Consider the following 24,755-nt stretch of genomic DNA (forward strand, 5'->3'; position numbering starts at 1 on the left):
CGCTCATCCGAAGATCTTGTGCACGAACTCGGAGGCGTCGGGCGCGCCGTCCTCGAGATGCACATCGAAGAGTCCGGGGTTCCAGATCTCGATCCGGTCCAGTGAGCCCACCACGAGCACCTCGCCTTCCAGGGAAGCCGCCTCCTGCAGCCATCCGGGAATCAGAAACCGACCGAGCTTGTCGGGCGTGACCTCGACCGCGAACGAAGTGATGCGGCGCACGAACGCGTCGGCGTCGCGATCCGAGCGCCGGTATTCCATGAGGCGGTCCTGAATCGTCTCCCACGCTGCGCCGGGGAACAGGGTCAACGCGGGAGCCTGATACTGGAGCAGCACGAGAGATCCGTCCCCTGCAGCACGCCGCAGCGGAACCGGCAGACTCAGACGACCCTTGTCGTCGAGACGTTTCTCGTAGCGCCCCAGAAAGCCGTTCACGGTGGTCGATTGTGGGTTAAAGTGGATGAATGTGGAGACTGGGGGGAAACCTAAGGAGGTCAATGGGGAACGCGCAACCCCGGGGGGCGAACGCGGTTGCGGAGCGTGCCCCGCAGCTCGTCAGGAACGGCCCTTCTTGTGCGCGGGGAGGCGCCGTCCTGAATTCAGGGCAAAAAAAAGGCGCCGCGGACGAATCCGCGGCGCCATGGCTACGAGCGGGGCGTCCTGGCGCTACTCCCCTCCCCCGCGCCGGATGATGGCGTCCTGAATGTCGACGTAGGTCTGCGTCGCGGTGAGGATCTGGGTCAGGTTGATCGAATCGACGGTAGCAGCATACGCCCGGCCTAATTCAAAGAGCCGGAGCGCTTGCTGGAAGATCGGGAGCGTCTGGCGCGCGGAGTCGATCGTGCTCGGCTCCTGGAGCGCAACGCCGTGGTTGTAGAGCGACCACCCGTGCCAGAAGTCCAGCTGCGAACTCATGGTCTCCGAGACTTCGAACTCGTTCTTGGTCGTCTCCAGAAGCGAGATGGCGTAGGTCCAGTTGGTCGCCTGAACGCCGTCGTTGTACGCCTTGCCGAACACCAGGCCAGCCATAATGTCGGCGGACTGTTCGCCGCGCTCCACGGCCTCCTTCAGGAACCCGATGGCCGCTTCGACGTCATCGGCCTCGAGGAGCCAGCTTCCCTGGCGGGCCGAGAGATTCGGAAAATCGGGATCGACGCCCTTCGCGCTCTCGATCGCGTCAATCGCTTCCTGGGTACGACCGTTGCGCTGCAGGGCTTCGGCCAGCTGCGACCAGAGCGAGGCTTCCTCGGGATGCACCTCTACCGCGCGCTGCGCGAAGTCGATGGCGGCCGGATCGTCGAGCTGCAGGTAGGCCCTGACGACGTTGGTCAACTGGACGGGGGCAGTCTCCGCACCACGGGTGTCCAAAACGTGCGTATAAGCTTCGATGGCCCTCCGGTACAGCCGTTCGACTTCCGGCGTCGGCTCGCTCTGACCCTCCATGGCCTGTCCGGCCGCGGTGAAGGCGAATCCCCCCAGCTGCTCCCAGAGGTCGTCGTTGGTATCGTCCATCGCGACGCCTTCCTCGATCAGGACCATCGCGCCCTCGGCGTTTCCGGCGGTCGCGAGATCATACGCAACCCGCATGCGCACGGCGGCGCTTCCCGGGTTGAGTTCGAGGTAGGCGGTGTAGTGTCTCAGAGACTCCTCGTTCAAGCCGAATTCGGCGGAGAGCATCCCGGCGAACTGGAGCGCGTTCTCGTTGAAGGGGTTGAGGTCGAGGACCCGCAGCATTTCGTCGAGACCCTCCCGACGGTCTCCCAGCTCCATCACCGCCCGGGCGCGGGCGTAACGCGAACCCTCCGAACTGGGGTTGCCCTCGATCGCCCGGTCGCAGTTCTGGAGGGCGTTGGCCCACTGCTGGCTGCCGAAGTACTCCTGGCAGATGGCCGCAAAGCGCAACTGCTCCACGTATCCGTCGAAAACGCCGAAGATGTGTTGCGCGGCGAGTTCGTCGCCATCGTCATCCGGAACGGTGAAATCGTCTACCGTGAAGCTCTCTCCGGATGCCACGCTCACGAACTGGATGTCCATGATGGTCCAGTCGTCCCGTCCCTCCGTGTAGTTCGCGCACATGACCAGCTCGGCGTTGATCTGGGTCGCGAGCTGGCGCGAGCGGATGCAGTTCAGGTCGTCGCGGTCGATGTCGAACTGACGCATGGCGTCGCGGATTTCGTTGCGCTCGACCGGCTCGTGGGTGGGCAGCTGGTTGATGAGATCGCGAAGCTCTTCGGCCACGTCCTCTCCGAAGCCCCGGCCGGTGTCCTCTCCCGGGAAGAGGTCGGGGATCATGACCCTGAAGCGTCCCTGCACTTCCTGTTGCGCCGACGCGAGCGCCGGGAACAAGAGCGCCGCAAGCAACGCGACTCCCAGCCGGGGGAATGCCAACCTGAAGAACATCGCTCCTAACTCCGCCAAGGTTACCCGGAAAGCTATGCAAACTATACCCGCGCGCGGGAGACGGTCAACCGACCCCGAAATACAAAGGGGGCGTTGACACGCAGCGCGTCAAGAGCGAACCGGATTGGCCATCGGAGCCCCGCCGGCACGGTGTTCGATTTTTCCTGTAACCCGGGCGGGCGCGTCAGGATCCCCGCCGGGCGGGAAGCGGCCCCTCATGGGCGCGGATGCGTTCGGCGAGTTCGGGCGGAATCCGCTGGCTCGCCCCGGCGCCATAGTCGTACATCACCTGCACGGTGCTGCCCGAAACCAGCAGCCCTCCCTCGCCCGATCGCACCTCGTATTCCATGACGAAGTGCTTCTTGCCGAGAACGGATACTCGCGCGCCCACGTTGAGGCGGTCGGGGTAGAGCACCCGCGCGTGATATCGGATGCGGGCCTCGGCGAGGATGTAGTCCACATCTTCCGGCGTGCGGCGCCCCGCAATCTCCCGCCAGTAGGCGGCCCGCGCCTCCTCGAAGTAGGAGAGCGCCCTCGAGTGATGGGCGTGGCCGCCCACGTCGATGTCCTGGAACCGGACCTGAACCGGGTGCTGGAAGCGAAACACCCGCCGTCAGCGCCTCCGACGGACCGCGGACGCGAACATCCCCGGCCCGGCAACCTTCCGGGCCGGGGAAGTTGCCGGGATGTCAGCGGCCAAGGACGCGGATGGACCCCGAACCCGTGTCGACCACGATGCTGCCCCGGCCGTCACCGATGGTGCCGCGCAGATAGGAGCGCCGCCGCGTGCTTTCATCGATCGGGACCTCCACATCGATCGAGCCACTGCCCGTGTCCACTTCCATGCGCGCGCCCAGATCGCCCGGGACGCGCAGCGTCACGCCGCCCGACCCGGTGTCCACTTCCAGCCGCTCGACGTCGGCGACCAGGTCCACTTCCACGCTGCCGCTGCCGGTGTCCAACATGATGTCCGGCGCCTCCACGGCCAGCAAGGTAATGCGACCCGACCCGGTGTCCACCTCCACCGATTCCGAACGAATGTCCGACGCGTGCACACTTCCCGAGCCGGTGTCGACGAGCACGCGCTCGCCGGCCACGCCATCCAGCGTGACCTGTCCCGAGCCGGTATCGACGTCGAGGTCTCCGTTCGCGCGCGCCACCCGAACCGATCCCGATCCGGTATCGATGCTCAGGCTCCCGGAGGTGCCCGCGGATTCGATCGAACCCGACTGGGTATCGAGTTCGAGATCCCCTGCGACATCGCGCGCCTCCGTTGCGCCCGCGCCAAGGTACAGCGAGAAGCGCTGGCCGGGGGGCACCGCGATGGTGAGGTCGGCCCAGGCCTCGAGCCCGCTGCCCGAACTCCGGATGTCCACGCGCTCGCCGCGCGAGAATCCGCCGTGGCCGAAGGTCCCGTCGCCGCGGACTCGGACCTGGGTTCGGGAGTTCCCGCCCATGTCGCTGTAGACGACGCGGTCGGAGGGATAGCGGACACGCAGGGTCTGCACGCCTCGAATCTCGCCTGACTCGACGGTCAGGGTCTCCGCGTCCGCGCCCCGCGCATTCACGGTGACGACTACGTCGTTGCCGGTTGCCGGGACGACGCTCACCTCGCCCGCCAGGTTGTATACGGCGACATGGCTGCCTGCAATGCGGTATTCCTGTTGCGACGCCTGGACTGCGGTACCGTCCATCGCCGACAGGGCGACCGCGGCCGCGGCCACCGCCCCTCCGGCCCAGATGAGCTTTCTGTTCCAGGTGTGTCCGGCTGTTTCCGTCATCGATGTCCTCCGTGGGTCCGGGTCGGCTTGGATGGCGCCCATACGGGACGAGCAAGCGCGAAGTGTCGAGCGCGGAGATCCCGGGCGGGGCGGCGGGCGACAGCGGCGAAGGCGCGCAGTGACTCAGTCGTCCGCGAGCGTCCCCCCGGCTTCGCGCGCCAGCTCGACCAGGAGACGGTGGGCGGCGTCCGCCCTGGACGTCCAGAAGCGGGAAACGGCTTCGGCCTCCGCGCGGTAGCCCTCGTGCACTCCGCGCCAGCGGGCGGCCTCCAAGCCGAGCCAATCGAGCGTGTCCCCGGGACTCGAGGAGAGTAGCGCCTTCAGCACGAAGCGGCGCTCCCCGGCGCGTCGCCCGAGCCCCACCTCGCCGGCGCAGCGCGCCAGGTCCGCGCGCGTCAGGAGCATGCCGGTGCGCACGGGCGCGGTCAGCTGGCTGAGGAAGGCCTCTCCTCCGGTTATGCGCGGATCCTCCAGGGGCGGCGCCTCGCGCAGGTGCAGGGGCAGTCGATCCGGCGCGCCGAGTTCCGCAGCCTCGGAGAGAAGGGCGGCGCCCAGGAGTTCGGCCCATTGCCGATAGAAGGGGTGGGCGATCTCGCCTACGGCGTGCAGGTAGGGCGGCAGCCAGGAGAGCAGATGCTCCCAGAGGAGCGCCTTGCGGCTCTCGCGGCGCAGAATCCGGCCCGCTCCGGCAGACTCCCGCGCTTCGGCGTCCGCAAGCCCCGCATACAGGCCCAGCAGCGCGCTCAGGTGATCCGGCTCGCCGGGTACTTCCCTGCCCAGCGCGCGCCAGAAGCCCGCCACCCGGTCGGCGGCCTCACCACCCAGCATCCCGTCCGCGCCGACGTGGAACGAGGCGAACGGATACAGCTGGAAGAGAAAGAGCTCGGTGTGGTCGGCCGGCCGCGGGAGTCCGGGCAGATCGAGGGCGCGGGCGATGGGTGCGATGGCGGGGTGCGGAGGCTCGGCCAGCGTCGCCAGCGCGCGGATGACCTCCACGAGGTGCTAACCTGCCGCAGGATCGTCCGCGGGCAGCTGGTACGCCTCGCGCGTGGGACGCACCGGCCTGAGCAGCCAGTAGGGGCGGCGGGTGCCGTCGGGAGAAACGCTCCCGGCCGGGCGCGTTTGCTCGAGCCATTTGCGGAAGACCCGGCCGGAGAGACCGGCGTGCACGGAGATGTCGCCGTACGCGTCCCCCGGGCGTGCCGCGCTCACGCGCACCGCCTGGTGCCAGCAGTGCGATCCGGAAATCGGGTCGGGATGCACGGGGAAGGTCAGGTTCTGATGCACCCCCACGTCGGTCCACCAGATGCGGCTGGTGTCGGCATCCGCCGACTCGTAGGGCCCTCCGCCCTTGCGCCGCCTGAGCGACCAGCCCTCCTCGCCGCGTTCCAGGTCGACGGTGGCCATGGCCTGGTTCTGGCCGTGGTCCGTCACCTTCCAGCGGCCCATGTGGTGGCTGCACGCGACCACTCCGGGACGAATCCCCTCGGTGACCCAGGCGCGCACCACGAAGTGACCGATCTCGGTCTCCACCCGCACCAGGTCGCCGGTGCGGACGTCCATCCCGCCCGCGTCGCGCGGGTGGATCCAGAGCGGGTTAGTGTGGGCGATCTCGTCGAGCCACTTGGCGTTGGCGCTGCGAGTGTGGATCTGGATCGGAACCCGGAAGGTGGAGATGAGCACCATCTGCCCCTCTTCCAGGTTCTCGCGGTGGATGTGGCTGCGCGTGTATCCGGGAGTGGCCAGCTCGGGCCAGCCCCACTCCGCGAGGGTGCCCGACCAGAACTCCAGCCGTCCGGAGGGCGTGGGGAAACCTCTGACGATGCGGCCATCCACCTCGACTCCGGCGCGGCGGCGCCCGTCGGCGTCCCCGTCCACCACGGGCAGCGGCACCACGTTGGGGGAGTCGGGCTTGGGCGCGCGGGTGAAGGCGCGGCCGTCCGCGTCGATCCGGACATCGTCGAGTTCGGCGCCGGGGACCGGCTCCTCGTGCAGCGCGCCCGTCCTCGAGGCCACCTCGAACGCCCCGTAGCGGCGCATGTATTCGAGAGGCGTGACGCCTTCCCGGGCGGCCGCGTCGGGCAGTCCCGGAACGGAGTTCTCGAACATCCATCCGTAGTATTCGTCGACGCCGAGCTTCGTCCCCGGGCGCGCGCGCGATTCGAAGAACGAGCGAATGCCGAGGTCACCGTCGGGATCGACGCGCCAGGTGAGATCGATCCAGAACTCGTTCTCTTCCCACACCTCGCCCGGGTTGGTCTCGCGGGTATCGGAGACGGTCTCGCCCAGGCGCTCGCGCGCGGCGCGCAGCACGGGCTGGCGGAAGCCCACCCACTGACCCGCGTACTGCTCGTAGGAGTGCACGTCGTGGCGCTCGGAGCCGAGCCCCATGGGGAGCACGTAGTCGGCGAAATGCGCGGTCTCGTTCCAGGTCGGCGTCAGGGCGACGTGCAGGCCGACCCGCTCCGTGTCGGTGAGCATCTCAATCCACGAGAAGCCGTCCGGATTGGTCCAGACGGGGTTGTACACGCGCGTGAAGTAGACATCGAGGAAATCGCCGCTCCTCTTCAGGAGATGCGGCAGGAGGAAGGACATCTCCATCAGCGCAAGCGGATACTCGGCGGGCCAGGTGAGCTCGTTCCAGTGCTCGGGATGCGGGGGGAGATGGATGGGACGCGGCACGAACTTGTTCCACGAGTTGGGATGGGTGCCCCCCTCGGTGGCCACCGCGCCCATCAGCGCGTTGAGCAGGAAGAGGGTGCGCGCCACTTGCCAGCCGCCGAGGTTGCCCGCTGCCGCGCTGCGCCAGTTGTGCGTCGAGAGCCGGGTGCCGGCCCCGGCCACGATGCGGGCCACAGCTTCGATGGTATCCGCCTCCACCCCGGACTCGCGCGCCGCGTACTCGAAGGTGTACTCGGCGTACATCTCCTCGAGCTTCTCCTCGAATCGCTCGAAGTCGGGCGGAAGATCGGGGTGCGCCTCGGCCATGAACTCCCGCCAGTTCCACCAGCGGCGCACGAAGTCGCGGTCGTGGAGCCGGTTCGCGACCAGCCAGCGGGCGATGGACAGGAAGATGGCCGCCTCCGAGCCCGGATAGGGGGACAGCCAGTGGTCGGCGTGGGTGGCGGTGTTGGAGAGGCGGGTGTCGAGAACCACGAGCTTCGCCCCGCTGGCCTTGGCGTCGATGATGCGCTGGGCGTGTGGATTGAAGTAGTGCCCGGTCTCCAGGTGGCTCGACACGAGCAGGATGACGCGCGCGTGCGCGTGGTCGGGGCTCGGGCGGTCCATCCCCATCCAGAGGTGGTAGCCGGCCCGCGCGCCGGACGAGCAGATGTTGGTGTGCGAGTTGTGGCCGTCCACGCCCCACGCCGCCAGCATGCGCTCGGTGAAACCGTCCTCTCCGGGGCGGCCCACATGATACATGATCTCCTTCTGCCGCCCTTCCTCGAGCGCCCGGCGAATGCGTCCGGCGATGTCGTCCAGGGCCTCGTCCCAGCTCACCCGCGTCCACTGCCCGGAGCCGCGCTCGCCGGCGCGCTTCAGGGGATAGAGGATCCGGTCCGGATCGGTGACCTGGTTGGCGGTCGCCGGGCCCTTGGCGCAGTTGCGGCCACGCGATCCCGGGTGCTCGGGGTTGCCCTCGAACTTGCGCACCTCGAGCGTGTCGCGGTCCACGTAGGCCAGCAGCCCGCACGCGGACTCGCAGTTGAAGCAGGTGGTCGGCACCAGCATGTAGCGCTTCTCGACCCGCCGGGGCCACGCGCGCGAATCCAGTTCCACCCAGTCGTCCCAGCGCTCCTTCGGCGGAAACGAGGCCAGGTGCACGCGGCTGGGCCCCGGATAGAAGCTCTCACCGCGCTCTTCCGCCTCCCGGCGGGCGGCGGACACCCGCTCGTTCAGGCGCTTCAGGTCCGCCTGGCCGCCGTTCTTCATGGCTCGATCCCGTGGTCGCCGTGCTTCATCGCGCGATCCCTCAAGCCAGGGGTACGGCCTGTCCTGCCTGCACGTAGGCGTGCTCGTAGGCCAGCAGTCCCAGGAGCCCGGCGAGGAGGGCGGGCAGCCCGATCCAGGGGGCGGCGAGTCCGATTGCGCTGAGGAGGATGCCTGCCCGGAACCACGCGGCGAAGCGTCCCCGGGTCAGCTCGCGGACGGCCAGGTGCGCGTGGGCGGTGCCGTGCGTGATGGTGATCTCGCCCAGGACCAGAAGGAGGTGGGCGGCGGTGAGGGCCGCGAAACCTCCGGCCAGCAGCGGACGCACGCCGGGAGCCGCCAGGGGATGGACCGCGGCCGCGCCCGCGAGCAGCGCCTGCACCAGGAAGTGGGGCGGCAGCAGCGGATTCTGCCACAGGTCGCGGGCCTTCGCCTGGGCGAACAGGTAGGCCGTGTACACCGCCGTCATCGCGGCCAGCGGGACTCCGGCCAGCGCCAGCACGCGAACGACACCGGAGGCTCCCGCCCAGGCCGCGCCCAGGTGGCCTGCCAGCACGGCCCCGAAACCCGCCAGCACGAATCCTCCCCGCACCAGCCAACTTCGCCACTGGGGACGCAGGAGGATGTAGTGAAAGCGCCAGGGATGCTCCAGATCCCAGATCAGAAGGCCCGTGGTGACAGCCAGAAAGGCCATCGCCAGCAGCGGCGCGCCGAAGAGCCAGAGCGGGTCCGTCCACGAGAGCGCCCCGAAGAGGATGAGCAGCAGGGGCGCCAGATACGCTCCGGCCGCGATCGACTTGGTCCAGGTGTAGAGGCTGACGCGCGCGTCCCAGGGAGCGCTGTGGGGCACGTCGTAGCTCAGGATCGCGGCGGCGGACGAGTTGCCCGGCCCGGGGTGGCCCGAGGTCACCTGGTCGGCGCCGCTCCCCTGCTCGCTCCACATGAAGAGACCCCCCTCGGGCCGCGCCGCCGCCAGCGGGTCCAGAGTCGCCTGGCGCGCGTCCTTGTAGAAGAGCTTCGGGCGGGTCTCCTTCTCCGGGCGCCGGACCGTGAGGGCGTCCTCGTGCACCATCCGGGTCACCTTGGCCAGCGGATCGTTGAGATCCCCCACCAGGATCGCTTCCGTGGGGCACACCACCACGCACGCCGGTTCGAGACCGATGTCGAGGCGGTGCGCGCAGAAGTTGCACTTCTCCGCGGAATGATCCTCGGGGTTGATGAAGATGGCATCGTAGGGACAGGCGGCGATGCAGGCCTTGCAGCCGATGCACGCCTCCTTGTCGAAGTCCACGATCCCGTCGGACCGGCGGTACATGGCCGAGGTGGGACAGGCCGTTACGCACGGCGCATCCTCGCACTGGTTGCACCGGGTAACCTGGAACGCGCGGCGGATGCGCGGGAAGTGGCCGGCATCGACGTACTTGACGTACGTGCGTGTAACCCCCAGCGGAACTTCGTTCTCCGACTTGCATGCGGTGGTGCAGGCATGACAGCCGATGCACCGGGAGTGGTCGATGACCTTGGCCCAGCGCGCCGCCCTGCCCGCCGTCTCGTCGTGCGCGCGCGGCTCGCCCGCAGTTTCGACCGGCGAGGGGGCGGAGGGATTCACGTTTCGGTCGACCAGGGTCCTGAGGGTTGAGGATTCGGAGAGAGCATCCGGCGCGCCAGCGGGATATCGATCAGGCCACCTGGGCATGGGTCGGCCGGAATCGCGGGCACTGCCATCCAGCCACGTCCGGGCGCGCCGGAATGCTCTCCGTGCTGCGTACAGCTACATCCGAGGATCTATCCCCCTGCTACCCGGTCCCGCAACGGCTTGCCGGGCTTGAAATACGCGTACTTCTTCGCCGCGATGGTGATCTTTTGGCCGGTGGCCGGGTTGGTCCCGGTGCGCGCGGCGCGCGACTTGACCCCGAAGCTGCCGAACCCGGGGAGCGTCACCTTGCCACCCGCGTCGAGTTCGCCGGCGATGATGCCCGATCCGCCGCTTGTGTCGAAGATGCAGTTGAGCACGTCCGCTGCCTTCGCCTGGGAGAGGTTGGCCTGCTGCGCGAGAGCGGCCGCCATTTCCTTCTTGTTCATTACATCTCCTGCGTTGTGGGTGCACCCGACACCGCCGGACTGCCCCATCCGACGGAAGGACAGGACAGGATACACGGAATGGAGCGTTTGCGGAACCTCGCGGGGATGATCCCGGCCATGGGCGCTGACGGATTCGAACCGCCGACCTCCTGCTTGTAAGGCAGGCGCTCTGAACCGACTGAGCTAAGCGCCCCGGTGAACTTACAGTATCTGGGTACAGCATGTCCGCCAATTGTGTTCGTCAAGACTGGCTCCTGACGACCCCTCCGACGCTCCTCGAAAACCTGTCCGGGCGGACCTTCGTCGACCGGCAGCCGTCAGCAGTGCCAGCCGCGCTACGCCTTCGCCCGGGAGCCACGCACCTCGGTTGGCAACCATGTAACGCGGGCTCCTGCCCCGTCGGGCGGTAATGCTCCCCGAACAGACGCCCGCCCGCCTGCTGTCCGGCGAGACCGGGCTCGGACCACCCGCAGATCTGATGCTTGACCGTGCGACTTTTGCAGATTACACTTGTACGTCAATTAGTCTGTTTTACAAATCACATTTCAACAAGGAGCCTATTCCCGACATGAACAAGACCACCGCACACGACGATCTGGCCGTAGTCGACAGGATTCTTCATGCGGCGGATCGGACGCTGCACCTCCCACCACTGATTCTCGTCACGTGGGGCCTGTGCGCGGCCATCATCAACGGGGTTCATCAGGGCCGAGAGATGGGCTTCGCCGTGCCGCCCGACGCGTCCTTTCATGTTGCCCTGATGATGCTCGCCATCGGTGTCACCGTCTGGGCCTCAGATCGTCACGGCGCGGAGCGCGAGACGCAGGTCGACTCCCAGGTGGGAATCACCTTCGGCGTGGCCCTCGGCGTGGCGCTGCTCCTGAACGTGACCGCCCAAGGCACGGTGATCCCTGCAAGGGCGATGTCGTTGTTCTGGACCGGTAGCTGCAGTATCGCGCTACTCGTCGTAGGCATTCAGGCGAGCCGGCCCTTGATGCTGGGTGGAGTCGCGCTGCTTGCTGCGTCCGTCATCGCAGGTTTCGTTCCGCTCTGGTTCTCCGGCACACTTGCGCTCGGCTGGCTGGCCGGGCTCGTGGTTCCCGGCGTCGTGTTGTGGAGCAGGCGTGCCGATGTATGAACTCCTGCTCTCCCGCGTGCGTCTGGCGGTCATCGCGGAGCTGGTGTCGGTGGAGTGGGCTACCTTCACCCAACTTCAGCGATCGGTTAGGACCACCAACGGCAACCTGAGCGCCCACTTGGCCAAGCTGATTGACGGCGGCTACGTCACTGAGCGCAAGCGTTTCGTGCGCCGTCGCCCGCAGACCCGCTACCGGCTCACTGAGGTAGGCCGTACCGCGCTCGTGCGACACGTCGAGCAGCTGCAGGCCATTATCGCTTCCGAGCCCCCGGCCGAAGGCGAAAGCCCGCCGACGCGCTCTGCAGGGTGATAGGCATGGAGGGCCAACGCTCGATGTTGCCACGCTTCAAGACGGTTGAGGGGACGGAGGAACGCCCGCTTCTCCCCGGAAGAAACCCGGCTCTTCGTGCGGCGCGCAGGGGCTGGTGACCGACCCTCGCCCGCCCCGCACCCGCCCGCCGGCGATGACGGGCCGGTACATCCACGATGTCGACCCGGTCGACGGCGAGGAGGCATGGACCTTCTTCCAGGCGTGCCGGGACGGTGACCTGGATCGGGTACGGAAACTGATCGCTCACGATCCCGCCCTCGTCCACGCGCAGCACTGGTACACCCAGCCGATTCACTTCGCCGCCTACGCCAACCGGCCAGCGGTGGTGCGCGGGCTGCTGGAGGCGGGCGCCGAACCGGGCCGCGTCCGCTTCATGGACTCGGGATGGAAAAAATTGGTGCGACGCGCCCATGCGATGGGATTTGAGGAAGTCCGCAGCATTCTGGAGGCCGAAGCCCGCGCCCGCTTCGGCTACCATCCCCGCTTCGCCAATCTGCTGGATGCCATGGTGGCGCGCGACGAACAGCGGGTGGAGGAGGCGCTGCGCCACAGACCGTGCCTGGCCGCTGCGGCCGACCTCCAGGGCAACAACGCGGTGCACTGGGCAGTCATGACCCGCCAGCCCGGCCTGTTGCGGCATCTGGTCGACCAGGGCGCGGACCCGAACGCCCGCCGCAGCGACGGGCAAACCCCGTTACAGCTCCTCTACAACGGAGACTACGAATTCCGGGTGTGGCGCGAACTGAAGGGCGTCGCGCACCCTGGCGCGACCGACGTGCTAGGTGCCCTCGTGGCGGTCGGCGCGACCTTCGACCTGTCCACGGGGTGCGCCACGGGCAACCTGCAGCGGGTCCGTGCCCTGCTGGAGGAGAATCCCGCGCGCGCCCGCTCCCTCGACTCGGGACGGCGCAACCCACTCACCTACGCCGCACGCGCCGGCCATCTCCACGTCGTGGGCCTGTTACTCGACCATGGCGCCGATCCGAGCCAACCGGAAGAACTCGCCCCCGACGGGCACGCGCTGTGGATGGCGTGTGCACGGGGCGACACCGCCATGGTGGAGGTGCTGCTCGACCATGGGGCCGATCCCAATTCCGCCCCCGACTCGTCCAACAGCTGTCTGGGCATCACGGTGGCCCGGGCGGGCGACGCGACGACCACGATCGAGCGCCTTCTCCGCGACTACGGTGCGACCACACCGATCTGGTCCATGACCGCGGGCGACCTGGCCGACGCGATCAACACCCGCGCACCCGTGGCACGCACACGCGAGTTTGCCGAAGAGGCCCTCGCCCGCAACGATCTGGCGCTGCCCGAACTCCTGCTCTCGGCCGACCCGGACACGGCGCGGCGCCTCCACGGTGGCTCGCTACGCCGGGGGGATCCGAATGTCAGCGTCACCTCCCGACCGGTCCTTGAGCACCTCCTCGCCGCAGGTTTCGACCCCAATCGTCCCGACTGGCAGGGCAAAACCGCGCTCCACCACTATGCCGGACGCGGCGATGTTCCCAACGCGCGCCTGATGCTCGAGCACGGCGGCAACATCAACGCCCTCGACGACCAGTACCACGGCACGCCGCTCGCCTGGGCGGCCCGCAAGGGCCATCGGGACATGGTGCGGTTTCTGCTCGCCGTGGGGGCCGATCCCGCGCTCCCCCGCGATCTTCCCCCGGCGACCCCGGGTGCACGCGCTCATGGCGCTGGCGACGAACAGATCGTCTCGATGCTCGCGGAGGCGTGTCGCTAGGCCGGCCCGTTTCCTCGCGAGCGAGCGCCGGGGTTATCGGATGTGGTGGCGGTGCTGGCAGGGATCGGAGGGCCGGCTTCCTTGATTCCGAGTACATGAACGGCAGCGTAGGAACCTCCGTGTTGCGCAGTCGACGGTTTGGCCGACGGATGGAGTCCGACGACGGGACGTGTAGCCCGGCAGTTCGGCGCTCTCTGCCTGTGAAATCGACTCGCATCCTCGAGCCAAAGCAACGCCGTTGATGGCCTAAGGATCGTTGCACGTAGATCCTGGTGTCGCTCGCCCTGATACACCTCGTTTCGAACTTGAGCACCCGTGGCCGATGACTAGCGGCCGTTGAACTTGCTGTAGCTATAGTGCCCCCGATTTCTCTGGACAGTAGATTGGCAACCCATCCGGGGTCCAAGGGAGAGGAGGCACGGGATGTCTCGGAGGACGGACGAGCAGGACGGCGCGGGCCGCTTGGGGAGGCCGGCCGGCCTCCCCAAGCGGTGGAGCGCGCAGCGGAAGGTCGAGGTGGTCTTGAGGCTGCTGCGGGGGGAGGACATCGGCGAGGTGAGCCGGGAGATTCGCGTAGCGCCCCCGGAGCTGGAGCGATGGCGGCGGGAGTTCCTGGAGGGGGGCCAGCAGGGGCTGAAGAAGAAGAACCGGCCACGGCGTCGAGCTGATGCGGACCCGGGCGAAGCTGGGGGAGATGACGATGCGGGTCGAGTTGCAGGCGGAGCTTCTCGAAAAAAGGGGGTACGGGGACGAGCTGAGGAAGCTCTTGAGGCGCTTGGACGGGTGAGTCCGGCGACGAACCGCCCCTACCCGCTGACGATGGTGTGTGAGACCTGGCGGGTGGCGCGTTCGAGCGTGTACGCGTTTGCGGGGGCGACCTCCGGAGTCCGATCGCCGGGAGCCCGGAAAGCGCGGGCCGAAGACGGCACTGAGTGACGAGGAGCTGGTGGAAGAGATCCGGACGGTGCTGAAGCCGAGTCCGTTCCTCGGCGAGGGCCACCGGAAGGTGAAGGCGCGCCTTGCGGCCAGGGAGATCCGGGTCGGCAAGAACCGTGTGCTCAGGCTGATGCGGGAGCACGGGTTGCTGGCGCCGGTGCGGCGGGGCCATCCCCGAGGGGACCGGACCCACAGCGGCCGGATCCGGACCGGAAGGCCGGACGAACTCTGGGGCACGGACGCGTCGCGGTTCTGGACGAAGGCGGAGGGCTGGTGCTGGTTCTTCGCGGCCGTCGACCACTGCACCTCGGACGTCGTCGGCTGGCACGTCGCGAAGAAGGGCGACCGCTGGGCGGCGCTGGAGCCGGTCCGCCAGGGGGTGCGGGGCCACATGGGCGGCTTCGGCAAGGCGATCGCCCTGGGTCTCGGTCTGCGCCACGACTGGGGCTCGCAGTACAGGGCCAGGCAGTTCCAGGCCGAGATCAAGTGGCTCGGCATCCGCTCCACACCGGCCTACGTGGGTGAGCCCGAGTGCAACGGCGTCGCGGAGCGCTTCATCCGCACCCTCAAGGAGGAGTGCATCCATCTGCACGACTTCGAAACCCTCGAGGAGGCCAGAGCGGTGATCGGGGCCTTCATCGAGCGCTACAACAACGGCTGGCTCCTCCAGCGGCACGGGTACATGACCCCGGCCCGTGCCCGCGAGAAGCTCAGCCGGAAGGCGGCCTGATGTTTAGGCCGTCCACTTGTCCAGAAAACCGGGACCGGTACATAGCCACCTCACCGGTCGGCGACAGTCAGCGACTCGGACTTCATTAAAGTGCTCGGAGCGCTGCCCAGTACACCAGCGGTGACACGTGCCCACATCCTTGGCGCGTTCGACGTGATCGTCAACAGCGACGATCCAAGGGAGTGGTGGTACGGGCGGACGCTGGATCGCGACGAACGCCGGGGGACTATACCCAGCTCACGTCCTACATGGGGAACCTGGAGTCGAGCGGTGTACCCGCAGACAAGATGCGAGGCATCCTGGTGGCACCCGGCTTTTCCCAGAAGGTGCTCAACTCGGCGGCGATCGAACCCAGGGTCACGCTTCTTCGGTTTGACAGGGTACCATAGGAAGCCGCTGTCGTCTCAGCTGAGAGGTGTTGGGCTTTTCGAGATCGAACGCTCAGGCCAGCACCCGCTCGAGCGGCCGACTTGTCTCTGTACGCTCCCGCAGAGCCGTTATTCGCTCGCTCAGTTCGTCCAGGAACCCGGACAGCGTCATGCCGAACGCACTCGCGAACTTGGTGGCTGCGTCAACGGTGAGGCGTGCTGCTTCCTTTTCCAATCGGCGGACGTGCCGCCCTGACAACCCCGGGATATCCGTCTGCTTCAGTTGCCGATCATTTCTCATGTCAAGGAGGACCTGCGACACGTTCTCCATCTGGTATCGACGGATTTCCACGTCGGACAGATACATGGGATCTACGGCCTGCAGCATCTGAGAAGGACCCATATGGACATCCAGGTCGGGCCAATGCAGGTAGGAACCGGCTGAATCGATCACGAACCGGTCGACCACTGCTGGCTCAAGCCGCCTGACCCGGGGAAGCCTGTCGAGCGGAAACTCCCGTACGCTCATGTCCCCGAGGACCACCACCAGAAAGTCATCGAGGACGTATGCGTCAAGGATGCCCTCCCACGGGGACGGCCTGTTGAGCGCGATGACAAGGCGCTTAACAACCGTCGGGTCCCGGCACACCTGCAGCCGCCGATCCGGCTTGTGAAGTCGAAGCGTCGAGGCGAGACGAAGCACGGTCTGCTCCGGCACGTCCAGCACGACCAGATAGCGTGTCTCCGTATTCACCCAGTCCGGTAGCGTGACCCGGTCCGGTCGCATCAGCTCACTTGCCCGAGCCACGACCAGGGTCGGCTCCGGCCCGGTGCACGTGTTGGTAGAGAGCTGTCGCGCCAAACAGCGCAACTCGGCGTCCGGCAAGCAATCCTGCACCGTCCCGTAGAAGGCAACGTGGCTGAATGGTCTTTCTTCACTCATCGGCCTGACTCCGCTCCCATTCTTGCAGCAACTCCGCGCGATGCGTGGCAGCCAAGTGCAGGATTTGCTTCACCATCCGGGCGGGAACGTGCCTCACGGCGAACTTCACCTTGTGTTCCGGGGGCTCCTGCAGGAAATACACGCGGATTTCCCACGCGTCGCCAGCTCGTGCGTGGAAGTGTGGCGGTTCGTGGTCGCCGGTGTAAAACCAAAAGCGACAACCAGGTAGCTGAAATGCCTGAACCAGTGCCAAACGCTACTTCCAGTTGAGGATGATACGCTCATCCCGTCGGCGGGTAGGGGTCTCGGCCGTATGTGTTCTTCTCCCGGATCCTCCCATCGCGTCCGTGGATCAACAGCTCGGACTGTTGATTCCTAGCGATCTCACGTCCCCTGTCGATTGCTTCCTGTTGGGTGCCAAACACCTTCGTTGCCTTCTGGCTACCTGCGCGCTTGACGGCCCACCCATCCTTCGTTGGGACAACGTGCTGGTTACGCTTCCTTGGCATGATTTGTATCTCCTCTACCTGTGACCGGACATGATGGGAGAGTAATTGATGATCTGTGTCCGGTCAAGGGCCCCGTCCCCGGCTGGCCCTCGATGCACCCATCCGGTATCGTGGAGCGGTCGAACGAATCGCTCCGGTGAGACACCAAGCTTTGAGTTCCTGATGGCCTACGATCTGTGGCATGCCCGTACCCACAGATCAGGAGGCCGGAGTGAACGATGCGGTCGGCACACAGATGCGCTGGTTGGCCGGCGTCCTTGTTGCGCCCAGTTAGCGGATCCTCCCCCCCTTAGCGGCCACCGAAGCGAGCGAGGATCCAGTCCGAGATCGTGTCGAGGAAGCCTTCGACGAAGTTGTGTTCCAGCACTCCGTACTCGGAGGGTGATCCGGTGGTCGCTGCCTGGAAGAGATGATTGGCGCGCGGGAACACCTCCACGGTCACGTCCGGATTGCCGGCCAGCGCCGTTTCCAGAGGCGGGCGATTCTGGTCGACGACCACCTGCAGGTCCAGTCCGCCGAAGAGCGCGAGCACCGGCACCCGCGTGCCGCGAAGGCTCTCGGTCGGATCGTATGTGAGGAAGAAGCGGAACCAGGGAGTTTCCACCTGGTTGATCTGCCCGTCGATCTGGGCCTGCACGTAGGCTTCCTCGTCGGAGATCGCCCCGCGCTCCTCTTCGGTCATTTCGTCGAGCGCTTCCCGAAGCGCGACTTCCAACTCCTCACGGTAGGCGTCGAGAGCGTCTCCGGCTTCCACGGCCGCGAACAGTCGGCGCTGGAAGTCGGTGTTCCATTCGATACGGTCCTCGCTCACGCCGCCCGCGCGGGCGATGGCCGAGGCCTGCTCGTACAGGATCTCCGTGCCGGGAACGGTTGAACCCGCCAGCCACACGACGAACCGGACGGCGTCCGAACGCGAGGCCGCCACGGCCGCCACGATGGCCCCCTCGCTGTGTCCCGCGAGACCCACTCGGTCGGGATCGACGTCCGGATGCTCCGACAGCCGTGCGAGGCCGGCCAGCGCGTCGCCCGCGAAGTCGACCGTCGTCGAGCCGGAGACGCTCCCCGTCGAGCCGCCCACGCCGCGATCGTCGTACCGGAGGACCGCGATCCCCTGCCTCGTGAGATGATCGGAAAGCACCCGGAAGACCGGGAAGCCGAACACGACCTGATCCCGATCCTGAGGCCCCGACCCCGTGATCAGGACCACGCCCGGGAACGGCCCCGCCCCCTCCGGCAGCGTCAGCGTGCCCTCCAGGTGGGTTTCCCCGTTCTGGAACGACACCTCTTCAACATCGTACGGAACCGGCTCCTCGGACTCGGACTCTCCGGCGCCGGCCCGCGAGGCGGAAAAGGTTGTCGTCAAGCCTCCCTGCGTGAACTCGCCCTCGATCATGTCGCCCGCATGGGCTCCGTCCCAGACGGCGCGCCCGATCGGGGAATCGAGTTCGAAATGCACGCGGCCATCCACGTAGGAGACGGCGATGAGCGGCAGGCCCATCGCGCCCTGCGCGGGGATATCCATCGTGGCGGAAAACACGCCGCCGGCCTGCTCGAAGGTGACCGAGAAGGGCAACTCTCCCACCGGCAGGGCCACGGCTCCCGCCCACTCCCCCTCGATGCTCCCCCGGCTCGCGGGGTCCGGCTCCTGCGCCTGAGCCGGAGAGGCGATCACACACCCGCCTGCCACAATCATCCTCAGGACCATGGTCAGTTCTCCTCGACCTGTACGGCGGAGCCGTAAACGACGATCTCCGCCGACCCTCCCATGATGTAGGAGGTCGAGAAGCGGACGGAGAGAATCGCGTTGGCGCCGAACGCCGCGGCTTCGCTCGCCATGCGATCGATCGCCTGCTCGCGCGCTTCGGCCATCATCTTCGTGTACTCGTGGATCTCGCCGCCCACGATGGTCTTCAGGCCGGCGAGAATGTCGCGGCCCAGGTGGCGCGCCCGGATCGTGCTGCCGCGCACGAGGCCGAACTCCTTCACGATTCGGTATCCTGCGAGGTCGCTTCGGGGAGTGAGCATCATCGGACCACATCCTTGTACGGGTCATCCTTGCGCGTGAACAGGCGCTCGCGAACGACCGAGACGAACAGGATCACGAAGCCGGCGATGAGCGCGAGCAGGCCCCAACGAACGTAGCCGGGCATCGTCGTATCCCGGATCAACTCACTGACGGCGTTCCAGAGTGCCCACGTCCCGGCAGCGATCGTTCCGAGCGAGACCAGGACCCAGCCGATGCCGCGTTCGAGCCGGCGATAGACGTCTTCCCAGTAGGTGTCCCAGGTTTCCTCCGGGGGCTTCAAGGGAGTCATGGTATCGGTGACCTCCTTCAGGCGATGAAATGTCTCCAGCTCCTCGCGAAGATCCGGGTTTTCCTCGAGCGCCAACTCGAGTTCGCGGCGTTCCTCTCCCGAAATCTCCTCGTCTACTTCGGCCATCATCAGATGCCGCACCCGCTCGTCGCCGGGCGGGCTCATGTTGCTCTCACTCATCGGCCGCACCTCCCTCCTGGCGGGGCCGGGCTCCGGCCGTTTCGATCTCGCGCGCGAGGGACCGCCGCGCCTGATAGAGCCGGGACATCACAGTTCCGATGGGAATGCCCAGCAACTCGGCGATCTCCCGGTAGCCGAGTTCTTCGAACTCTCTCAGGACGAGCATCTCCCGCTCCCGCTCCGCCAGGCGTCCGATGGCCTCGCCGACCTGTTCGCGCAGTTCGGCGCGCTCCACCGCCCGGTCGGGCCTGAGAGGGCGCCGGCCCATCGTCGTATCGGTAAGCCAACCGCCCGCCTTCTCCAGTGTCAGGCGGCGTGACCGCTGGTCCCGTGTATGGTTGAAACAGAGTCGTCGGATGATGTGGTACAGCCAGGGGAAGAAGGGACGTTCGGGGTCGATCCTGGCGCGCGCGCGGAACGCCCTGGCGAACGCCTCCTGGGACAGGTCCAGCGCGTCGTCGTGGTTCCCCACGAGGCCGAGCGCGACATGGTAGGCGCGCCGCATGTATCGTGTTACGAGTTCGCCGAAGGCCGCGCGCTCGCCACGCTGCGCGCGAACAACGAGCACGCTGTCGGTTGCCTCCGAGGTGTCCAATCATGACTCCCATGTGCGCAGGCACCTGCTCGGACTGCGGTGACCTGTTGTACGCCAGGAGTTACACGAAGCCGCGGCGTTTATTCGCCGAACGGGGAATCGAGATACGGGATGAGCGAGGCAGGCGACTGGCGGAGCGGGTGACGATTTCGCCACTCCGGTGAACCTCCCGGGGATCGCCCATGGCCCCGGACAGAGAGGTGACCGGCGTACTCGTGCGGGTCGCTCACCAAGCGCTGAACGAGGCCTCGTGGAGACCGTCCGGGATGGCCTTCCAGCCGGGCGGGAACTACCGCTTCGCGCCTGCCATCTGTGTACAGCAGCCGCTCCGACGACAGGAGCTAACCCCCGGCGGACGCCCTCCACGCATCATACCGCATGCGCAGGGTTCGGACCGGATTGGCATCCTCATGCGGCAGCGTGTTCGTCGGGATGGCCGAGATATAGAGGTGGTAGTCCCCGTCGTTGTAGGGCGCGCGCAGGTTCTCGGGATGGTTGTCGGCGAATTCGCCCAGCGTGTCTTCCGGATCCGCGGCGAGGATGTAGGCGACGTGCGAGGTCTTGCCGTTGCAGTCGGCGTAGGCCTCCGGCAGGGGCTCGGTCTCGCAGGTGCAGCGGCTGTCGCCGCCCAGTTCGTCGGCCCTCTCCATGGCGCGCATGACGCGGTCAATGACGTCGTCGCTGCCCTCCTGCATGATGCGCGCGGGCTCGGTGAGCGCCTCGGTCGTGGCGATGATGTTGCCCTGGACCGAGTAGAGGATGTTGTCCGAGCTGCGCCCCTGGATGTCCAGCGACACGGCCCGGTTGCCCTCGCCCGAGCGTCCGGCGGTGCGGCCCTGCATGTCGATGATGCCGAATTGGCGGCGTTCGATGTTGGGATCCTCCTCCAGCATGCGGATGATCTCGACGGGATCGGTGCCGTTCTGCAGCTCGGCGAAGATGAGCTTCTGGTTCTCGTGGGTGCGGTCCACGCCCGCCTGGGCGGCGGCCACGCCCACGCCGGGCACGACCACCGCCTGCAGCAGCTTGAGCTGGTCGGGCCCGGTCGCCGCGCAGGTGGCGGAGGCGATCACGACGCGCCCGGTGTTGAGATCGATGGCGATGATCGACCAGGTGGCGAGCGCCGTGGAGGGCACCAGGAGGACGAAGGCAAGAGCGAGGAGCAGGCGTCTCATCGGACCCTCCGAAGGGCTTTCTTGGGGGCAGGTTGAGGCTACGGCGAAGTGCTGCGCGCCGGCCGCATGCTTCGGACCGAGATCGTGGTCTCGTGCAGACACGGCGAACTCTCGGTGAGGACGCCCTGGACGACCACCTCGGTCCCCATCTCCCAGTCGCCCTCCTCGCCCTCCAGCGCGTAGACATCGCCGAACTCGCCGAAAAGCACCGAGCACGGTTCGCCCACGTGAATAAGCTGGCCCCGGCGGGTGAGAATGCCGTTCTCGTCGGTGGCGTGGAAGTAGTTGGAGAGGGCGAGCGGCCGGAAATAGAAATCGAAGACGATGAACACCGTGGGTCGGTCGAGGTGCGCCCACTCAGGCACGGTGACGGTCATGTCGATCCGGCCCCGCTCCGTGGTCAACTCCTGGCCGATCTCCTCGAATCCGAACTGCGCGGCTCCGAGCCCGATGCGGGTCGGGGTGATGGCGGGCAGCCCCCCGGTGTTGATGCTCACGCGGGTTCCCGCGGGACCCGCGCGCGGGCGGATCGATTCGATGCGGCGCGAGGGCGCATGGCCTTCCACCACTTCGGCCTGCGCCGCGGCCTGGCGCGCATCCGCGAGACCGAGCACGAGGAACGGGATCGACACCGCCAGGCGTGCCGTCAGACGGACGCCAGCGATGCGGGACGGATTCGGAATCTGGTACATGATCATCCTCCTCGCCGAAGGCTTCGGCTGCACGAGGTCAACTTGCTACATCGTACTCCAGCGGAGGGGGTCGGGCCAGTGGAGGAAGGCGGACATGGTACACGGAGGTCACATCGATCCACAACTCGACGACCGCCTCGTTCCGGCGCTATCCTACGCGTTGCGTTATGGAAGGCGTCGGTTGACGCGATACGAGTTCGAGCGGGGCCGCAAGGCGGCGCGTAGCGGGGAGTCGGAGATGACCCGAAACCGAGGAGTTCCCGGACAGGTGGAGCGCCACGAAGGGATCGTCACGGTGCGGGCCGGCGGCAGGCACCGCGCGTGGAACGGGATCGAATACAAGACGGGAATGTGGGCCGAGAACGTGGGTTCAGGCGCGCTCTCGATGAACGTGGCGATGATCCCGCCCGGCGGCGTGGCGCGGGCCCATATCCATGTGGACTTCGAGGTGATGCTCTACATCCTTCAGGGCCACGTGCGCCATGAGTTCGGGCCGCGGCTCGAGAAGACGCTCGATAACGAAGCCGGGGATTTCATCTTCATCGAGCCCGGCGTGCCGCACGAAGTGTTCAACCTCAGCGACACGGAGCCGGTGTTGGCGGTCGTCGCACGCTCCGATGCCCGCGAGTGGGAGAACATCGTCGACTTCAAGCGGCCCGGACCCGGGCAGGATGGGGGTTAGCCGTCAGCCCCCTCGGGTCACCTCCCCCGGACTACCGGGGTGCTTCCGCGTCGTGAACTAGAGGACGAGCGCGAGCGGCAGGAGCACCAGGTAGCCGAGAACCAGCAGCAGGGGAGCCGCGGTGATCGATCCCTGCGCGAGCAGGGCGTACCCCAGGACGATGACCAGCAGCCCGGCGAGGCCGAGGATGCCGTTCTTGCTCGAAAAGCGCAGTGAGCCGGCATCCCGGTTGCGGTTTTTCTCCCGGCTACGGGCCGCCCGGCGGTTGGTTCGCTTCCTTGCCATGGGTTCCAAGATCCTTTCGGTCGCGGGGCGGGTCAAGCCAGAAGGCGGGATCATTCGGGAGTTCGGTGGCACGCAGGCGCGCCATGCGCCAGCGGCCGCGGCGGCGGCGCACGACCACCATGACGGCGAGCAGGGTCCCCAGGAACGCCCAGAAGACGAGCGACTGCGAAAGCACCAGGAGCCAGCCGTAGCGGCGGCGCACGTATCGGCCCCAGTCTCCCTCGAGCTGTCCGCTGGTGACACCGAAGGTACGACGCAGCGCCGCCTCGAAAGAGTTGCCCTCGCGCCAGCGGGACAGGAAGAGCGCGAGGCCACGCTCGCCGCTGGATGCCACCAGGTACTCGACGGCGGTCGCGGAGAGCATGTAGGCGATCTCGGCTGATGCCCGGTCGCTGGGCCACACCAGGGCGAGCGAGTCCAGCGGGGGCGTGCGGCCTCCCGCCATGGCGATGCGCAGACGCCACCCCTCGGCGGCGTTCCATCCCCCGGAAGCCCATTCCGCATACCCTTCGGAGAACCATCTCGGGATGCGCAGGCCCCGCAGGTATTCGTGCAGACCCAGGTGCGCCCATTCGTGCCGGGCCACGCGCTCCTCGCTCCAGCCGCGTGTGCGGTCGTCGGCGTACATGGGAAGGACGATGGTGCCGGTGGAGGGGATGGCCAGACCCGCGCTCCATTCCGGGACCCGACCGCCGGCGAATTCCAGGAAGTCGGCCTCGGAGGCCGCGAGGTAGACGGTCGCCGTGGCGGGGAGGCCCGGAGGCAGGCCCGGCAGCCCGGGCGCGTTCACCAGCAGGTTCAGCAGCCGCTCGGCACGCAGGGAATCGCCCGGGGCGTAGTGCATGGTGATCCCGGATCGCACGAGGGCGGAATAGCCTGACGCTTCCTGATCGGTGGGCGCATCGGGCGGTGGAAGTGGCGATAGTGCAGAGATGCACAGCAGGAGGATTCCGGGAAGGGTCATCGGGATCACCGGTGCGTTCGCGCCCACTCCGCGACCTCCGCCAGGTCGGGAGGGAGGGGGGAACGAAAGCGCATGCGCGTTCCCAGCAGGGGATGGGTGAGGGAGAGGGTGCACGCGTGCAGGAACTGGCGCCCGGTCCGGCGCGCCACCTCCCCCGCCCAGCGCCGGGCGGGCCCCGACACCCCCCGCTCCCGCCCCGCCCCGTATACGGGATCGCCCACCACCGGGTGTCCGATGTGCGCCAGGTGCACGCGGATCTGGTGGGTGCGCCCGGTCTCGAGGCGTACCTCGAGCAACTCCGCCGCCTCCCAGCGCTCCCGTACCGCCAGGTGGGTGACCGCCCGGCGCCCCCCTTCCACCACCGCCATGCGCTGCCGGGCCCGGGGATCGCGGCCGATGGGGGCGTCCACGGTCACTGGGGTGTCGCGCAGGTGCCCCCAGGCGGCCGCGAGATAGGTGCGGCCTACCTTGCGCGCGGCCAGCTCGGCGGAAAGCGCCCGGTGGGCCAAGTCGTTCTTGGCCACCACCAGCAGCCCGGAGGTGTCCCGGTCGAGCCGGTGCACGATCCCCGGGCGCAGCCGTCCCCCCACCCCGGCCAGGTCGGCGACGTGGTGGAGGAGCGCGTTCACCAGGGTACCTCGCGGGTGGCCCGGCGCGGGGTGGACCACCAGCCCGGCGGGCTTGTCCACCACCAGCAGCGCGTCGTCCTCATGGACCACCGCGAGGGGAATGTCCTCGGGAACGAGGTCGACCGGGTCGGGCGGCGGGATCTCCACATCGACGCGCTGCCCGGCCGCCACCGGCGCGGACTTCCTGGCCGGCTGCCCCTCCACCTGCACGCGGCCCTGCTCCACCAGCCGCGCCGCCCGCGTGCGCGACAGGTCGAGGCGGCGGGCGAGCCACGCGTCTAGGCGCTCGGGGCGACCCTCCCCGACGATGAGCGTTTCGCGCCGCGCGCCGGCCTCGGTCACG

Annotated in this window: 25 protein-coding genes and 1 tRNA gene; 6 read left to right on the forward strand and 20 right to left on the reverse strand. The window is 67.6% G+C overall.

The genetic code is table 11. From position 1 onward, the window contains the following. Positions 1 to 3: 3 nt before the first annotated feature. The 9 genes from OXU32_01595 to OXU32_01635 form a co-directional block, all read right to left on the reverse strand. Positions 4 to 435 (reverse strand): division/cell wall cluster transcriptional repressor MraZ, encoded by a 432-nt coding sequence (locus OXU32_01595; protein MDE0072664.1) that lies wholly within the window; start codon positions 433 to 435, stop codon positions 4 to 6. A gap of 231 nt (positions 436 to 666) precedes the next feature. Beyond that, a complete protein-coding gene (locus OXU32_01600) occupies positions 667 to 2,400 on the reverse strand; it encodes a hypothetical protein (GenBank protein ID MDE0072665.1) in 1,734 nt (577 codons plus the stop codon). Positions 2,401 to 2,584: 184 nt separating this feature from the next. Further along, positions 2,585 to 3,007 (reverse strand): thioesterase family protein, encoded by a 423-nt coding sequence (locus tag OXU32_01605; GenBank protein ID MDE0072666.1) that lies wholly within the window; start codon positions 3,005 to 3,007, stop codon positions 2,585 to 2,587. Positions 3,008 to 3,089: 82 nt separating this feature from the next. Then, a complete protein-coding gene (locus OXU32_01610) occupies positions 3,090 to 4,181 on the reverse strand; it encodes a DUF4097 family beta strand repeat-containing protein (protein ID MDE0072667.1) in 1,092 nt (363 codons plus the stop codon). A gap of 123 nt (positions 4,182 to 4,304) precedes the next feature. Next, positions 4,305 to 5,177, reverse strand: a complete 873-nt coding sequence (locus tag OXU32_01615) for a molecular chaperone TorD family protein (protein ID MDE0072668.1) — start codon at positions 5,175 to 5,177, stop codon at positions 4,305 to 4,307. Between the two features lie 6 nt (positions 5,178 to 5,183). Further along, a complete protein-coding gene (locus tag OXU32_01620) occupies positions 5,184 to 8,114 on the reverse strand; it encodes a molybdopterin-dependent oxidoreductase (protein ID MDE0072669.1) in 2,931 nt (976 codons plus the stop codon). Positions 8,115 to 8,154: 40 nt separating this feature from the next. Then, positions 8,155 to 9,720: a polysulfide reductase NrfD gene (gene nrfD, locus OXU32_01625; GenBank protein MDE0072670.1), complete on the reverse strand. Its 1,566-nt coding sequence runs from the start codon at positions 9,718 to 9,720 to the stop codon at positions 8,155 to 8,157. Between the two features lie 176 nt (positions 9,721 to 9,896). Continuing rightward, positions 9,897 to 10,193: an HU family DNA-binding protein gene (locus OXU32_01630; protein MDE0072671.1), complete on the reverse strand. Its 297-nt coding sequence runs from the start codon at positions 10,191 to 10,193 to the stop codon at positions 9,897 to 9,899. 118 nt (positions 10,194 to 10,311) lie between these two features. Beyond that, positions 10,312 to 10,386: transfer RNA gene (locus OXU32_01635), tRNA-Val, on the reverse strand. 375 nt (positions 10,387 to 10,761) lie between these two features. Here OXU32_01635 and OXU32_01640 point away from each other — a divergent pair. From OXU32_01640 to OXU32_01660, 5 genes are all read left to right on the forward strand, one after another. After that, positions 10,762 to 11,331, forward strand: coding sequence for a hypothetical protein (locus tag OXU32_01640; GenBank protein ID MDE0072672.1), 570 nt, complete (start codon positions 10,762 to 10,764; stop codon positions 11,329 to 11,331). Then, positions 11,324 to 11,641, forward strand: coding sequence for a transcriptional regulator (locus OXU32_01645; protein MDE0072673.1), 318 nt, complete (start codon positions 11,324 to 11,326; stop codon positions 11,639 to 11,641). Before OXU32_01640 ends, OXU32_01645 begins: the two co-directional genes overlap by 8 nt. Positions 11,642 to 11,756: 115 nt before the next feature. Beyond that, positions 11,757 to 13,409, forward strand: a complete 1,653-nt coding sequence (locus OXU32_01650; protein ID MDE0072674.1) for an ankyrin repeat domain-containing protein — start codon at positions 11,757 to 11,759, stop codon at positions 13,407 to 13,409. A gap of 423 nt (positions 13,410 to 13,832) precedes the next feature. Further along, positions 13,833 to 14,345, forward strand: coding sequence for a helix-turn-helix domain-containing protein (locus OXU32_01655; protein ID MDE0072675.1), 513 nt, complete (start codon positions 13,833 to 13,835; stop codon positions 14,343 to 14,345). Positions 14,346 to 14,355: 10 nt separating this feature from the next. After that, on the forward strand, positions 14,356 to 15,075 hold the full coding sequence (locus tag OXU32_01660) for an integrase core domain-containing protein (protein ID MDE0072676.1): 720 nt from the start codon (positions 14,356 to 14,358) through the stop codon (positions 15,073 to 15,075). A gap of 441 nt (positions 15,076 to 15,516) precedes the next feature. Here OXU32_01660 and OXU32_01665 read toward each other — a convergent pair whose 3' ends face one another. The 8 genes from OXU32_01665 to OXU32_01700 form a co-directional block, all read right to left on the reverse strand. After that, positions 15,517 to 16,329: a DUF2442 domain-containing protein gene (locus tag OXU32_01665; GenBank protein ID MDE0072677.1), complete on the reverse strand. Its 813-nt coding sequence runs from the start codon at positions 16,327 to 16,329 to the stop codon at positions 15,517 to 15,519. Between the two features lie 338 nt (positions 16,330 to 16,667). Next, entirely contained in the window at positions 16,668 to 16,895 is a 228-nt protein-coding gene (locus OXU32_01670) for a DUF2188 domain-containing protein (protein ID MDE0072678.1), read from the reverse strand. Positions 16,896 to 17,184: 289 nt separating this feature from the next. Continuing rightward, positions 17,185 to 18,600 (reverse strand): alpha/beta fold hydrolase, encoded by a 1,416-nt coding sequence (locus OXU32_01675; GenBank protein MDE0072679.1) that lies wholly within the window; start codon positions 18,598 to 18,600, stop codon positions 17,185 to 17,187. Positions 18,601 to 18,602: 2 nt separating this feature from the next. Then, positions 18,603 to 18,923 carry a YbjQ family protein gene (locus OXU32_01680; GenBank protein ID MDE0072680.1) on the reverse strand — a complete coding sequence of 107 codons (321 nt, stop codon included), beginning with the start codon at positions 18,921 to 18,923 and terminating at the stop codon, positions 18,603 to 18,605. Then, the gene (locus OXU32_01685) at positions 18,920 to 19,390 is read right to left on the reverse strand and encodes a hypothetical protein (GenBank protein ID MDE0072681.1); all 471 of its coding nucleotides are present in this window, start codon (positions 19,388 to 19,390) and stop codon (positions 18,920 to 18,922) included. Before OXU32_01685 ends, OXU32_01680 begins: the two co-directional genes overlap by 4 nt. Further along, positions 19,383 to 19,958, reverse strand: a complete 576-nt coding sequence (locus OXU32_01690; GenBank protein ID MDE0072682.1) for a sigma-70 family RNA polymerase sigma factor — start codon at positions 19,956 to 19,958, stop codon at positions 19,383 to 19,385. Before OXU32_01690 ends, OXU32_01685 begins: the two co-directional genes overlap by 8 nt. Positions 19,959 to 20,326: 368 nt before the next feature. Beyond that, positions 20,327 to 21,160, reverse strand: coding sequence for a DUF1028 domain-containing protein (locus OXU32_01695; protein ID MDE0072683.1), 834 nt, complete (start codon positions 21,158 to 21,160; stop codon positions 20,327 to 20,329). Between the two features lie 38 nt (positions 21,161 to 21,198). Beyond that, complete coding sequence (locus tag OXU32_01700) at positions 21,199 to 21,852, reverse strand: hypothetical protein (GenBank protein MDE0072684.1); 654 nt, start codon at positions 21,850 to 21,852, stop codon at positions 21,199 to 21,201. A gap of 238 nt (positions 21,853 to 22,090) precedes the next feature. Here OXU32_01700 and OXU32_01705 point away from each other — a divergent pair, with 238 nt between their 5' ends. Continuing rightward, positions 22,091 to 22,534 (forward strand): cupin domain-containing protein, encoded by a 444-nt coding sequence (locus OXU32_01705; GenBank protein MDE0072685.1) that lies wholly within the window; start codon positions 22,091 to 22,093, stop codon positions 22,532 to 22,534. Between the two features lie 57 nt (positions 22,535 to 22,591). Here the strand turns inward: OXU32_01705 and OXU32_01710 are convergent, their stop codons facing one another. Genes OXU32_01710 through OXU32_01720 form a run of 3 tightly spaced genes read right to left on the reverse strand, consistent with a single transcriptional unit; the run spans position 22,592 to position 24,754 of the window. After that, complete coding sequence (locus OXU32_01710; GenBank protein MDE0072686.1) at positions 22,592 to 22,819, reverse strand: hypothetical protein; 228 nt, start codon at positions 22,817 to 22,819, stop codon at positions 22,592 to 22,594. Continuing rightward, positions 22,782 to 23,810 carry a peptidase MA family metallohydrolase gene (locus OXU32_01715; protein ID MDE0072687.1) on the reverse strand — a complete coding sequence of 343 codons (1,029 nt, stop codon included), beginning with the start codon at positions 23,808 to 23,810 and terminating at the stop codon, positions 22,782 to 22,784. Before OXU32_01715 ends, OXU32_01710 begins: the two co-directional genes overlap by 38 nt. Next, a complete protein-coding gene (locus OXU32_01720) occupies positions 23,789 to 24,754 on the reverse strand; it encodes an RluA family pseudouridine synthase (protein ID MDE0072688.1) in 966 nt (321 codons plus the stop codon). The genes OXU32_01715 and OXU32_01720 overlap by 22 nt, the downstream gene beginning before the upstream one ends. Between the last annotated feature and the right edge of the window lies 1 nt (position 24,755).

This window comes from Gammaproteobacteria bacterium (assembly GCA_028819075.1).
Lineage (GTDB): Bacteria > Gemmatimonadota > Gemmatimonadetes > Longimicrobiales > Gaopeijiaceae > BD2-11.